We start from the raw sequence: 14250 nt of genomic DNA, 5'->3' as shown, positions 1-14250 counted from the left end.
GCCCCGCATGACTCCATCGCCCGGTCGTCCCGGGCTCGATACAGGTGAGACAACATGACAGCACCCAGAAAAGCCATTGTCGCCGGTGCCGGTATCGGCGGGTTGACCGCCGCCATCGCACTGCAACGAGCGGGCTGGCAGGTCAAGGTCTTCGAAGCGGCGCAGACACTGCGCACAGGGGGCACCGGCTTGTCCGTCATGGCCAATGCCATGGCGGCGTTGCACTCGATTGACGCCCATCTCCCGGTGGAACAGGCCGGCCAGGTGATTCGCGACTTCTTCTTCAAGAAACACCAGGGCGAAGCCATCACCCGCATGCCGATCCACGAGATTGGCGAACAGCTGGGGCATCCCAGCGTGAATATCCAGCGCCCGCTGTTGCTGCGTGCATTGGCGCAGCAGCTCGCGCCCGACACCTTGACCACCGGGTTGCGCTGCACCGGGTATGAACCTCGCCCCGATGGCGTCACGGTGCGGTTCGAAGACGGCAGCCTTCAGGAAGCGGATCTGTTGATTGGCGCCGATGGCCTGAACTCGGTGATTCGCCAACAGATGCTCGGCGAAACCCCGACCCGCCCATCGGGCTATGTCGCCTGGCTGGCGGTGGCGCCCTTCAGCCATCCGGTCATGACCGAAGGTTACGTGGCGCATTACTGGGGCCGCGGCAAGCGCTTCGGGCTCTGCGATGTCGGCAACGGCCAGGCGTATTGGTGGGGCACCTGCAATCATGAAAACGCGGCGGACGCTGCCTTGAACATCAGCAAGCAGGAAGTGCTCGCGGCCTACGCCGGCTGGGCGCCGGAAGTCGTGGCGGCCATCGAGGCCACCCCTGAGAGCGCGCTATTGAAAATGCACGCCAGGGATCGCCATCCCGTCGAGCAATTCTGCGATGGGCACGTGGTGCTCTTGGGCGATGCGGCTCACCCCATGTTGCCCAGCCTGGGCCAAGGTGCCGCACAGGCGATCGAGGATGCCGTGGTGCTGGCCGATCGACTGGCGCGAACGCCGGACCTGCGCACCGCACTGCTGCACTACCAGGCCCATCGGCATCCCCGGGCCAACGGAATCGTCAATGCCGCGCGTTTCATGAGTGGTATCGAACAAGCCGAGTCGACGCTCGCCTGCTGGGCTCGAGAATGGTACATGCGCCTGTCGCCACAGAGCAGCCTGCGTAAAAAGAACATCGACCTCCTCTCGTTCAAGCCCTGCCCATGACCTTCAACACGGTCGCTGAGCAACCTGGGCGGGATGGCGCAACCCCCGCCTTGTTACCGACGGCGCTAAAGCGTCAATGACCGAAAGCGACTCCTACATAGACAAAAAACGACACGCACCGGGATAAAAATCGATAAATGAGAAGTCTTCACCATACTGGGAATCCAGAATCTGGATGCTACTGTCAGATAGGTCCTACATTGAGGGCGGGCATCCAAGAACCGAACTGCGAACGCAACCCTTTAATTTAGTTGGATATTTTCCAGACACCTTGCTGAAAGCCAACCCTGCGGCGTTCGTCGCCAGGGAAAAAAACCTTTGACCCAACGTGTTTTTGCCCGGAGGTATCCAAAAACCGACAACCCCTGCCTGACCCGGAATGTCCCTGTTTTCCCTTACAGACTTTTCCTACATGGAAACGCTTAATAGCTCCACCGGGCTAAACCGTTTAAGTCGATAGGTTCACAAGACCGATTGACCCCAAGTATCAACTCCAGAAGAAGCTTCAGCATTTTGGAAGCGGTCGGATTTTTTCCGTCAACAATCAGCGATGCGGAGCTTTTTCGAGTAAGCAGGAAATAAGGATTATGAATCGACATGCGTATATCGAGGGTGCAGAAAAATCGCACCTCTACGTAGAGCTAGGAAAGCTGATTTCAAGTGTCGGACACGAGAGCTTCTTGACCAACATGCACCAGATGATCGAAACAACGGTGCCTGTCAGTCGGCTCGAATTGAGTGAATGGACAGCCGACGACACCCAGTCGAATGTCCTCGATGTACAACTGTTGGGGTATGCGGGTGCGGAAAAAAACCTGCACATGCAATCCCCCTGCCCCACCACGGCGATACAGCGCAATGATCACCCCTTGGTAAAAAGGGTACTGGAGGTGGATGACGCCCTGCTGATCCATTTGAATGCACGCATGAAGGACGAAAGAGGCAACGACTGCCTCGGCACCTCCCACCAGTGCATTCTGATTTCACGCAAGGCCAACCGTCGCTGTGTGATCTCGTTGCAACGCCCTCAGGTACAGCGCGACTTTTCCCTCCAGGAACTGTCCTTTCTGAAGTACCTTTCCGAAACGCTGCTGCCGCTGGCCGAGCGTCATGCGCACCTCAATCGCCAATGCTTCAAAACCCCTGGCAGCGCCGCGAGCCATCCGCTCGATAGCGCCGAACAGACCCAACTGCAACGTGACTTCAATGATCGATTGAGTCCGTGCGACGTCACCCTTTCCGTGCGGGAAAAAGAGGTCTGCCTGGGCCTGCTGGCCGGAGGCACCGTGCCGGAGATCGCCGAAAAGTTGCAGGTCAAGAACAGTTCCATCGAAACCTACCTCAAGCGTGCCGCCGCCAAGCTGGGCGTGAGTGGCCGGCATGGGCTGGCGAAATGGATGATCGGCTCATGACGGCTCGCCGCGAACGGCCCGCCAGAACCCGCCTGCCGGCGCCTGCGGTGCCTGGCCAGGCACCACGATGAGATAACAGGTCGATGCATAAACTCTTGAGTCCACTGGCAGCCGCGGCATTCATGTTGGGCGGTTGTTCGCTTATCCCGGACTACCAACGTCCCGACACACCGGTCGCCGGGCAGTATCCGCAGACGTCGGCCTACGCCCCGGCCTTGTCGGGGCCCCTGGCCGCCGAACAGGGTTGGCGCGACCTGTTCCAGGACCCGGTGCTGCAACAACTCATCGAAAGCGCGCTGGCCAACAACCGCGACTTGCGGGTCGCGGCGCTGAACGTCGAGGCGTATCAGGCGCAGTATCGGATCCAGCGGGCGGACCTCTTCCCGGCAATCAGTGCCAACGGCACCGGCTCAAGCCAGCGCCTGCCGGCCAGCCTCACCGGAACCGGTGACGCCGCCATCAGTCGTTCGTATTCGGCGACATTGGGGATCAGCGCTTATGAGCTGGACCTGTTCGGGCGCATCCGCAGCCTCAGTGACCAGGCATCGCTGATTTACCTGTCCAGTGAAGAAGCCCGGCGCAGCAGCCAATTGAGCCTGGTGGCCAGCGTCGCCAGCGCCTACCTGACCTGGCGTGCCGATCAGGAACTGCTGGCGTTGACCCAGGACACGCTCCAGTCCTACGAGCAAAGCCTGCGCCTGACCGAACGCAGTAACCAGGTCGGCACCGCATCGGCCTTGAACCTGAGTCAATCGCGAACATCGGTGGAAAGCGCCAGGGCCAGCCTGGCCAAGTTCCAGCGCCAGGTCGCCCAGGACCTCAACAACCTCACGCTGCTGGTGGGCACTTCGGTCGCCGATGACCTGCCCGGCCGCCCACTGGCCTCGGACCTGCTCAGCGAAGTACCGGCGGGCCTGCCTTCGGACTTGCTGCAACGCCGACCGGACATCCTTGGGGCCGAGTACCTGTTGCAATCGGCCAATGCCAACATCGGCGCGGCCCGTGCCGCGTTTTTCCCGAGCATCAGCCTGACCGCCAACGCGGGCAGCTCCAGCAACGAACTGTCCGGGCTGTTCAAGGGCGGGTCGGGCGGCTGGCTGTTTCAACCGCAGATCAACCTGCCGATTTTCAACGCCGGCAGCCTTCGGGCGAGCCTGGACTACTCGAAAATCCAGAAAGACATCCGCGTGGCGCAATACGAGAAAGCCATCCAGACCGCCTTCCAGGAAGTGTCCGACGGCCTGGCGGCACGCAAGACCTATAAAGACCAATTGATCGCCCAGCGCGACCTGGTGCAAGCCAACCAGGACTACTACCGCCTGGCGGAACGGCGCTATCGCATCGGCGTGGATAGCAGCCTGACGTTCCTCGATGCCCAACGCTCGCTGTTCAGCGCCCGGCAAACCCTGATTGTCGACCGGCTGTCGCAGCTGCTCGCCGAAGTCAACCTGTACAAGGCCCTCGGCGGGGGTTGGGTAGAACGCACAAGCAACGTGACGATGAGGTGACTGCAAATGGGCACATTCGAACCTGGGACACTGGTGCGCTTACGCTCGGGCGGCAAGACGATGGTGGTCAAGCATTCGTCGTCCATTTCCCAGATGCCGGATACCTTGCTGCTCCTGTGTGAGTACCGGGCCAAGAATCGCCTGGTGCAGGGCTTCTACGCGACGCGCGACCTGATCCCGGCCTCCAGCAACCCGGATACCGAACGGTCGTAGGAGCCCGTAGCGAGGCTCCTTTTTGTGGCAAGGCTCCTTTTTGTGGCAAGGGAGCTTTGGTGGCGAGGGAGCTTGCTCCCGCTGGGCTGCGCAGCAGCCCCCAAAACAGCCATCGCGGTGTTTCAGGTTGATTGTGGCTAGCTTCCTTGGGGCTGCTGCGCAGCCCAGCGGGAGCAAGCTCCCTCGCCACAAAAGCAGTTCGGGCTTCAGACCGTGCGCGAATACTGGACCATCTGGTCCGCCCCCAGGTACGCGTCGAATGCCATGGCGACGTTGCGCATCATCAATTGGCCTTGGGGCAACAACACCAGCTCGTCGTCACGGATGTCCAGCAACCCGTCGCGCACCAGCTCCTGGAGCCGGTCCAGGGCATCGGCGAAGTATTCGCCGAATCGGATGCCGTGTTCGCGGTCGATCCGACCGAAGTCGATGCGCCCATGGCACATCAGTTCGCTGATGACCTCGCGCCGCAGCCGGTCATCGTCGCTCAGCCGATAGCCGCGCTGCACGGGCAGCAGGCCTTGATCCAACCAGGCGTAATACTGGGAAAGCTCCTTGACGTTCTGGTTGTAGCTGTCACCCACCTTGCCGATCGACGACACGCCCAGGCCAATCAGGTCGCAATCGGCGTGGGTTGAGTAGCCCTGGAAATTGCGCTGCAGGGTCCCCTGGGCGCGAGCGCGCACCAGTTCGTCATCCGGCAAGGCGAAGTGGTCCATGCCGATGTAGACATAGCCCGCTTCGGTCAAGCGATTGATGGTCAGCTCCAGCAGTTCCAGCTTGCGCTCGGGCGGTGGCATGTCTTGCGGGCGGATCATCCGTTGCGCCCGCACCCGTTGCGGCAGGTGGGCGTAGCTGTAGGCCGCGATCCGATCCGGACGCAGGGCGATGATCTTGCTCAAGGTGACGTCGAAACTGGCGATGGTCTGCAACGGCAGGCCATAGATCAGATCGACGCTGACGGACTTGAAGTGCGCCCGGCGCGCGGCCTCCACCAGCTCGACGACCTGGGCTTCGCTTTGCACCCGATTGACCGCGATCTGCACTTGGGCGTCGAAGTCCTGGACGCCGAAGCTCAGGCGATTGAAGCCCAGCTGGCGCAGGCCTTGGATCTGCTCTGCATCGATGGTCCGTGGGTCGACCTCGATGGAAAACTCGTGGGCGTCGCTGTCGTCCATATCGAACGCCTGGTGCAGGCAGTCCATCAGGTCAGCCAGTTGCTCATGGGTCAGGTAAGTCGGCGTGCCGCCACCTAAATGCAGCTGGGTCAATTTGCGCGAGCGGTCGAACAACGCCGCTTGCAAGGCTATTTCACGCTTGAGGTAAGTCAGGTATTCGGCGGCGCGATGGGTCTTGCGGGTGATGATCTTGTTGCATGCGCAGTAATAACAAAGGCTCTGGCAGAACGGAATGTGGATGTACACCGACAACGGCTTTGGCTGTGGCGCCTGGTGGCTGCGCTGGGCGGCCTGGCGGTATTCGTCCATGGCAAAGGCCTGGTGGAACTGCGGGGCCGTCGGATAAGAGGTGTAGCGCGGTCCCGGGCGGTCGTATTTCTCCACCAGGGCACGATTGAAACCGGAGGCAGTTTTCATGAGGGGGTCAACTTTTCAAAAGCGTGTGGGCTTGCGTCATCCGGTGCCGGGTCGAACAGGTTGCAGATCGCGTCCACATTCAATCGCCCGGCGGGCAGGATGCCGATGAATCGGCTCGACAGTTCGATCAATCCCTGGTCATGCAACGCTTCCAGCAACGGCCAGGCGGACGCGAAGTGCTCGCGAAACACCAGGCCGAAGCGCGCCTCGATGGCTTGTATATCCAACTCCAGGTCACAGGACAGCTGTTCGGTCACGCTCGCCCTGACCTGGTCCTGCGCCTCACAACGCCAGCCACGACACACCGGTAATTGCCCGGCGTCCAGTTGCTGGCAATAGAGAAGCAGGTCGTCGGTGTTCTGTACGTACAGGTGCTCGATCTGCGTGATGGCCGACAAGCCGAAGCCCACGTGATCACAGCAACCGTGACGGGTAAAACCCTGGCAATTGCGGTGCAAGCGTCCATGTTCCTGAGCCACCGCCAGGTCATCGTCGGCCCTGACGAACTGGCCCAGGCCGATGTAGTGATAACCGGCACCGATCAACTGTTCGCAACAGATGCGCCGCATGGCGTCCTTGTCGGCGGGGCTGCAAAAGGTTCCGGCCAGCCCGGCGTTCTTCGAGCGATAACGATAAGGCGCGCGGGCGTAGTCGAAAACGTGCAACCGGTCCGGCTCCAGTTCGATCAGCGTCGCCAGTTTCAGGGCGAAACTGTCCGGTGTCTGCCAGGCGTGGCCGTAGCCCAAGTCGATGTTGATGGAGCGAAAACCAAACGTGCGTGCCGCATCGATCAATGAATGGATCGGCGCCGGGTTCTGGTAGCAATCGACCGATAGATCGCTGTCAACGCCAATGTCGGGCACGCCGATGCTGACATGGGTGAAACCCTGGTCACGGATCAGGCCCATGGTCGACCAGTCGGTGTGATGCAGGTCCACCTCGATACTGTGGTCGGCACCGTCGAACTCGCAGAAGTCGAAGCGTTTGCGCAGGTCACTCATCAGCTTCTGCAGATGCGCGATCACCGGTGTGCCGCCCGTCAGGCAAAACTGCTCGACGCGCCGCCCGGCCCCCAGGTGGCAACCGACCAAGCCCATTTCATAGGCCAGGCGTTGCAGATAGCCCTCGATCTCGCCGCATCGGCAGTCGCTGGCCAGGGGCGAACACGACGCCAGACGCAAGCGCGAAGGCAGGTGCACCGCCAGGGACAGGGGCCGTCGTTTCTGGCGGCTGGTACGTAATCCTCGAAGCAGGTCGAGGGAGCCGATACCGGCATGGAACCTGCGCGTGCCGACCGGACAATCGAAATCAGCCACCACCGGGGCACGTCCCGAGGGTCGTTCACCGAGGGTATGGAACGGGTCGAACATGACAATCTCCGAGTGGCGGTGCGCGAGCAGTTTGCGGGGTAACCCGTCGGGCCACCTTGACCTGTATCAAGCGCCTTGGAACCACGCCACCAGCGCTTACCAGGTGACGTAGAACATGGCCTTGGCCAGCAGCACGATCGCGACCATGTGCAGGAACACGCTGACATGGATGATGTGCACGTAGCGGGCGTTCATGCGCCCGCTGCGGAACAACCACATCGCCCAGAGGAAATGCCCCAGCACGCTGCCCGCCAACAGGATCTTCAGGCCCAGCAGCACACCGAAGGACGATTGCAACGGCGACGACAACGCCGGCCAGTATCGCAACCAGACCATGCCGCCGCCCGCGCCGAACAACACCAGCAGTACCCACGGCATCAACTGCCGGGCGCGTTGGCTGATGCCTTGCTCCAGCAGCACCATGACCTTGGCGGGCAGTTGCTTGCGGATGCTCTCCAGGAACAGGACTTCGAAGAACACCGTGCCGATGAACACCAGCGCGGCAAACAGGTGCAAGGTCAGAAGCAGCGGATAACTCATGAGCGTCCTCGGTCGCCCTCTTCAACGGGGCGATGGTTTATTCGAGGTTATCCCGTGGTCCTGGAAGAGGGGTTGATGCCAATCAAGGAAATTCCCATCAGTCACCACAGAACCTGTGGGGGAGAACCTGTGGGAGCGGGCTTGCTCGCGAAGGCGGCGAATCAGTCGACATCATCGTGACTGACACACCGCTTTCGCGAGCAAGCCCGCTCCCACAGGGGGTATCGTTCGGCCTTGAAGCGTCAACGGAACGTTGCTTTTGCTCATCCCGGCAATACCGCTGATCAGTTACTCCAGCTTTTTGACACTTTCCCCGATATGCGGTCACAACTTTTGCGTTCCGTTGGGTCATAACACCGAGGTCGTCGATGGAATGTTGGCGTCTACCGAGGTTTAAGCCTGATACGGAGATAAGCTCATGATTTTCAACGTACAAAATTTTGGCGCCAAAGGAGATGGCATCACCGACGACACGGCAGCCATCCAAAGTGCGATTGATGCGGCGGCCGCGGCCGGCGGAGGCCAGGTGTACATGCCCACCGGTACGTACATCGTTTCGGGGGGCGAGGAACCTTCCGATGGCTGCCTGATGCTCAAGAGCAACGTCTACCTGTACGGCGACGGCATGGGCGACACCACGGTCAAGCTGGCCGATGGTTCCGACACCAAGATCACCGGCATCATCCGCTCGGCCTATGGTGAAGAAACCCATGATTTCGGCGTGAGCAACCTCACCATCGACGGCAACCGCGACAGCACCACCGGCAAGGTCGATGGCTGGTTCAACGGCTATATCCCCGGCGAAGAAGGCTACGATTCCAACGTCACCCTCGACAGCGTCGAGATCAAGGATTGCTCCGGGTACGGTTTCGACCCCCACGAGCAGACCGTCAACATGGTCATCAAGAACAGCGTGTCCCACGGCAACGGCCTGGACGGCTTCGTCGCCGACTTCCTCAGCGACAGCACCTTCGAAAACAACATTGCCTACAACAACGACCGCCACGGTTTCAACGTCGTCACCAGCACCCACGATTTCACCCTGACTAATAACGTCGCCTACGACAACGGTGGCAATGGCATCGTGGTCCAGCGCGGCAGCGAGGACATCCCCTCCCCCAGCAACATCACCATCACCGGCGGCGAGGTGTATGGCAACGGCGCCGAAGGCGTGCTGGTCAAGCTCTCCAGCGAAGTGACCGTCACCGGCGTCGACATCCACGACAACGCCAGCGCCGGGATCCGCATCTACGGCAGCAACCACGTCGAGGTCATCGACAACACGCTCAACAACAATTCCCTGGGCGGCGCCGTACCGGAAATCATCATCCAGTCCTACGACGATACCCTGGGCGTGTCCGGCAAGTATTTCAACGGCAGCGACAACCTCATCCAGGGCAACATTATCAGCGGCAGCGACCTGTCGACCTACGGTGTCGCCGAGCGCAATGAAGACGGCACCGACCGCAACGCCATCATCGCCAACACCATCAGCCACACGAGCAAGGGCGCCACGCTGGTCTACGGCGACGGCAGCTACGTCAGCGCCACGGTGCCAATGACGACCGTGCAAGGTACGGCGGGCAACGACATCCTGACGGGCACCAGCGCCAGCGAGATTTTCTATGGCGCGGCAGGCAACGACACTCTCAACGCCGGGGCCGGAAGCGACATCCTGGTAGGCGGCGCGGGCATCGACAAACTCACCGGCGGTACCGGCGCCGATACGTTCCGGTTCGTCGCGCAGTCGGACAGTTACCGCAACGCGACGACAAGCTTCGATGACACCATCACCGATTTCGACGTCACCCAGGACAAGATCGACCTCGCCGGCCTCGGTTTCACCGGCCTGGGCAACGGTCGCGGCGGCACCCTGCAAGTCAGCTACAGCGCCAGCAACAACCGCACCTACATCAAGGACTTCGACGCCGACGCCAGCGGCAACCGCTTCGAGCTGATCCTCACGGGCAACCTCGCCAGCACCCTGACCGCCAATAACTTCATCTTCAACCGGGTGATCACCGGCACCAGCGGCAGCGACTCGCTGTTGGGCAGCGATGCGGCCGACACCCTGCTCGGCCTGGCGGGCAACGACAGCCTCAGTGGCGGCGCCGGCGACGACAAGCTCGACGGTGGTGCCGGCATGGACACCCTCACCGGCGGCACGGGCGCGGACACTTTTGTGTTCGCCAATCGCCTGGACAGCTACCGCAACTACAACACCGGCGGCGCCAATCTCGGCGACCTGATCACTGACTTCAACATCGGCGCCGACAAAATCGATCTCTCGGCCATGGGCTTCACCGGCCTGGGAGATGGCAAGAACAACACCGTGTACCTGGTGCTCAACAGCGCCGGCACCAAGACCTACATCAAATCCCTGGAGGCCGACGCCAACGGCAACCGCTTCGAGGTGGCCCTGGACGGTAATTACCTCAACACCCTGACCAGCGCCAACTTCGTCTTCGCCACCTCCTCGCCGACCAACCAGGCGCCCGTGCTGGCCACGCCGTTGCTGGACCAGAACGCCACCGAAAACACCCCGTTCAACTACGTGGTGCCGGCCACCAGCTTCACCGATCCGGACAACGACAGCCTCAGCTACACCGCCAGGCTCGCCAATGGCAGCGCCCTGCCCAGTTGGCTGACCTTCGATGCGGCCACCCGCACCTTCAACGGCACGCCACCCGATACGGCATCGGGCACCTACTCGATCCAGGTCACCGCGACCGATGGCAGCAACGCCACCGTCAGCGACAGTTTTACCCTCGCCGTGCAGGACGTCCCCGCCGCCATTGTGATTAATGGAACACCGAACAACGACACGCTGACCGGCACCGCTGCCAATGAGCAACTGTTCGGTGGCGCGGGCAACGACACCCTCAATGGCGGCGCCGGCAACGATATCCTGGTCGGCGGCACCGGGGTCGACAAGCTCACCGGTGGCACGGGCGCCGATGTGTTCCGCTATACCTCCAAGCTCGACAGCTATCGCACCAGTTCCACCAGCGCCAGCGACCAGATCCTTGACTTCGACGTGGCCGCCGACAAGATCGACGTTTCCGCGCTCGGCTATACGGGCTTGGGCAACGGGCTCAACGGTACCCTGCAGGTCACCTACAGTTCGTCGACCAACCGCACCTACCTCAAGGACCTGACGGTGGATGCCAACGGCAATCGGTTCGAGATTTCCATGGCGGGCAACTTCGTCAGCAGCCTGACGGCCAGTCACTTCGTCTTCGCCGACCAAGGCACCCCCACCAATGTGGCGCCCGTGGTGGTCACCCCGCTCCTGGACCAGAACGCCAGTGAAAGCACGCCGTTCAAATACACCGTGGCCAGCAACAGCTTCAGCGACGCCAACCAGGATGTGCTGACCTACACCGCAACCCTCGCCAACGGCAACGCCCTGCCCGCCTGGCTGAGTTTCAATGCCACCAACCTGACCTTCAGCGGCACGCCCACCAGTACCGCGGCGGGCAACTACGACGTCTTGGTCAAGGCCACCGATCCGTCAGGCGCCTCGGTCAGCGACAACTTCACCCTGGTGGTCGCCGATGCGCCCGCCAACACCATCACTGGCACCGCCAATGCCGAGACACTCAATGGCACGACGGGCGCCGACCTGATCCTCGGCCTTGGCGGCAACGACACGATCAAGGCCGGCACCGGTGCGGATATCGTCGATGGCGGTGCCGGACGCGACTCGCTGTACGGCGGTGATGGCGCCGACACGTTTCGCTACAGCAACCTGTCCGACAGCTACCGCGACTACGACACCGGCGGTGTCACGGCCACCGACACGATTTACGATTTCACAGCCGGCGTCGACAAAATCGACGTCTCCGGGTTGGGTTTTCTTGGTCTCGGCGACGGCACCAACAGCACCTTGTACATGACTCTCAACGCCGCCGGCGACAAGACCTACGTCAAGTCCGCCGAAGCCGACGCCGATGGCAATCGCTTCGAGATCGCCCTCAACGGCAACTACCTAAACACCCTTACCGCCAACGACTTCGTCTTCGCCGAGCGCGCCCAGCAGGATATTCTCTACCTGCCAACCCTGGGTCAATCCAACGCACGTCTGTTGCGCATGAGCGAGGACGATGATCAATCCGGCACTTCGATGCTGGTCAACGACCTCAACCGCTACACCACCTACGACGTGCGCAGCCAGTTCAACGATGCCGATGGCAACGGCATCGACATCGCGGTGGGCGGTAGCACGGTCAACGGCCTGTCCACCCTCAGCGCCGAGGAACTCAAGCTGTGCTGGTGGTTGACCGACACCAACCAACCCGGGGCGGCACTGTTGCGCGCGGTGACATTGCTGCGCGACCAGCGCACCGAACTGCAGTCGATCGATAACGTCACCATGGGCATCATCTGGGGCCAGGGTGAAGAAGCCGCCCAGGAAATCGCCCGTGCCACGGACAAGGCCGCAGCGGCGGCGGCGTACAAGGCCGCGACCTTGAAGGTATTCGACTACCTGCATGCCCAGTTCGGCAACTTCAGCGTGTACCTGATGGAAACCGGTCATTACTCAGAGGACGCGGCCCGGGCCCGGGGTTATTCGGAAGAGAAAATCGCCGCCATCGTCGAGGGCGTCGGTTATGTCCGCGCCGCCCAGGAGGCCATGGCCGCCGAACGCGCCGACGTCAAGCTGGCGGTGGACTACACCGACCTGCCGTTGCGCTATGAAGTCGATCCGCTGGTGTATCCCGATGACGTCTGGCACCTGCACGAGGAATCGGCGGAGATCGTCGGCCAACGCCTGGCGGACTACATTGCCAATGACCTCGGCTTCCAGGGCAACCCCGACGACAATAACAGCGTGCAGGACATCTTCAACAAAGGCCAGAACCAGGGCGGGATGATCGCCGGCACCGACCAGGACGACACCCTGGTGGGCAGTGCGGGCAACGACACCCTGGATGGCGACTTGGGCGCCGACACCTTGACCGGTGGCGATGGCAACGACATCTACGTGGTCGACAATGCGTTCGACAGCGTGGTGGAAACCAACACCTCGACCGCGCAGATCGATACGGTGCAAGCCTCGGTCAGTTGGACGCTGGGGGCCAATCTCGAGAACCTGGTGCTCACCGGCGTGTCGGACATCGACGGCACCGGCAACGAACGGCGCAACTTCATCACTGGCAATGTCGCCAACAACGTGATCGACGGCGCCGCCGGGGCCGACAGCATGAGCGGCGGCGATGGCAACGACACGTATTTTGTCGACAATGCCGACGACAGCGTGATCGAGACCAGCACCAACGCAGTGACCGGCGGGATCGACAGCGTGCACAGCAGCCTGGCGGCCTACACCTTGGGCAGTAACGTCGAGAACTTGTATGTCGATAGCCCCGGCGCCGCCAATGGCACCGGCAACGCCTTGGACAATACGTTGTTCGCCAGTGCCGGCAACAATGTCCTGGATGGACGCGATGGCATGGATACGGCGAGCTATGAACGGGCACTGTCCGGCGTGACCGTCAACCTCTCGACGTCGGCGCAGCAGAACACCGTGGGCTCCGGGCTCGACACCTTGAAATTCATCGAGAACCTGGAAGGCAGCGCCTCCGCCGACACGCTGTCGGGGAACAGTGCGGCAAACGTCCTCGACGGCGGGGCCGGCAACGATACGTTGGTGGGCGGTTCGGGCGATGACCGCTTGATCGGCGGCGCAGGCACCGACAACCTCACCGGCGGCACCGGCGCGGACACCTACGCGTTTGGTGCGCTGTCGGACATGGGCGTCGGGGCTTTGCGCGATGTGATCAGTGGTTTCAAGAGTGCCGAGTTCGACAAGTTGGACCTCACCGACCTGGACGCCAACCCACTGACCGCCGGGGTCGATGCCTTCACGTTCATCGGCAGTAACGCCTTCGACGCCAGCAATGCCACCGGCCAGTTGCGCTTCGTCGATGGCATCCTCTCCGGCAGTACTAACGCCGACGCCACCCCCGAGTTCGAATTCGAACTGGTCGGCGTCAAGGAGCTGCACGCCAGCGACTTCACTGCCTGACCCAAGCCCCCTCCGGGGGGCTTGAGCTGAAAAACCCAAGACAACCACAGACCAGAACTGTGGGAGCGGGCTTGCTCGCGAAGGCGTCGGTACATCCAACAGGGATGTTGACTGACACACCGCTTTCGCGAGCAAGCTCGCTCCCACAGGGACTTTGTGATGCCAGGAAAATCCAGGTCAACCACAGATCAAAAATGTGGGAGCGAGCCTGCTCGCGAAGGCGTCGGTACATCCAACAGGGATGTTGACTGACACACCGCTTTCGCGAGCAGGCTCGCTCCCACAGGGACTTTGTGATGCCAGGAAAATCCAGGTCAACCGCAGATCAAACTGTGGGAGCGGGCTTGCTCGCGAAGGCGTCGGTAC

General features: G+C 61.6%; 8 protein-coding genes and 3 pseudogenes. 8 read left to right on the top strand and 3 right to left on the bottom strand.

Annotated features, from left to right (window positions below; all coding sequences use genetic code 11):
* The first annotated feature begins 54 nt into the window (after positions 1 to 54).
* The 4 genes from HU767_RS24275 (at position 55) to HU767_RS24260 (ending at position 4348) form a co-directional block, all read left to right on the top strand.
* The gene (locus tag HU767_RS24275; RefSeq protein WP_186730659.1) at positions 55 to 1215 is read left to right on the top strand and encodes an FAD-dependent monooxygenase; all 1161 of its coding nucleotides are present in this window, start codon (positions 55 to 57) and stop codon (positions 1213 to 1215) included.
* 587 nt (positions 1216 to 1802) lie between these two features.
* Entirely contained in the window at positions 1803 to 2627 is an 825-nt protein-coding gene (locus HU767_RS24270) for a helix-turn-helix transcriptional regulator (protein ID WP_186710304.1), read from the top strand.
* Positions 2628 to 2710: 83 nt separating this feature from the next.
* A complete protein-coding gene (adeC, locus tag HU767_RS24265; protein WP_186730658.1) occupies positions 2711 to 4135 on the top strand; it encodes an AdeC/AdeK/OprM family multidrug efflux complex outer membrane factor in 1425 nt (474 codons plus the stop codon).
* Positions 4136 to 4141: 6 nt separating this feature from the next.
* Positions 4142 to 4348: a hypothetical protein gene (locus tag HU767_RS24260; RefSeq protein ID WP_186710299.1), complete on the top strand. Its 207-nt coding sequence runs from the start codon at positions 4142 to 4144 to the stop codon at positions 4346 to 4348.
* Positions 4349 to 4554: 206 nt separating this feature from the next.
* On the opposite strand, the gene hemN is transcribed toward HU767_RS24260, so the two are convergent.
* The 3 genes from hemN to HU767_RS24245 form a co-directional block, all read right to left on the bottom strand.
* A complete protein-coding gene (gene hemN, locus HU767_RS24255) occupies positions 4555 to 5943 on the bottom strand; it encodes an oxygen-independent coproporphyrinogen III oxidase (protein ID WP_186730657.1) in 1389 nt (462 codons plus the stop codon).
* A complete protein-coding gene (locus HU767_RS24250; RefSeq protein WP_186710295.1) occupies positions 5940 to 7313 on the bottom strand; it encodes a coproporphyrinogen III oxidase in 1374 nt (457 codons plus the stop codon). Before HU767_RS24250 ends, hemN begins: the two co-directional genes overlap by 4 nt.
* A 96-nt stretch (positions 7314 to 7409) precedes the next feature.
* Positions 7410 to 7853, bottom strand: a complete 444-nt coding sequence (locus HU767_RS24245; protein ID WP_186710294.1) for a hypothetical protein — start codon at positions 7851 to 7853, stop codon at positions 7410 to 7412.
* A gap of 418 nt (positions 7854 to 8271) precedes the next feature.
* On the opposite strand from HU767_RS24245, the pseudogene HU767_RS28965 reads away from it, so the two are divergent.
* The 4 genes and pseudogenes from HU767_RS28965 to HU767_RS24240 form a co-directional block, all read left to right on the top strand.
* A pseudogene (locus HU767_RS28965) lies at positions 8272 to 9336 on the top strand (glycosyl hydrolase family 28-related protein); the annotation flags it as partial.
* A gap of 122 nt (positions 9337 to 9458) precedes the next feature.
* A pseudogene (locus HU767_RS28960) lies at positions 9459 to 9638 on the top strand (hypothetical protein); the annotation flags it as partial.
* 229 nt (positions 9639 to 9867) lie between these two features.
* Positions 9868 to 10020: pseudogene (locus HU767_RS29205) on the top strand (hypothetical protein); the annotation flags it as partial.
* Positions 9997 to 13884, top strand: a complete 3888-nt coding sequence (locus HU767_RS24240) for a putative Ig domain-containing protein (RefSeq protein ID WP_346343479.1) — start codon at positions 9997 to 9999, stop codon at positions 13882 to 13884. The pseudogene HU767_RS29205 and the gene HU767_RS24240, both read left to right, overlap by 24 nt.
* Positions 13885 to 14250 lie beyond the last annotated feature (366 nt).

It is taken from the genome of Pseudomonas sp. SWRI179 (assembly GCF_014268705.1).
In the GTDB taxonomy this organism is placed as follows: Bacteria; Pseudomonadota; Gammaproteobacteria; order Pseudomonadales; family Pseudomonadaceae; genus Aquipseudomonas; species Aquipseudomonas zanjanensis.
The sequence above is the reverse complement of the archived record's forward strand: the minus strand, read 5'-3'. Positions and strand labels throughout refer to the sequence as shown.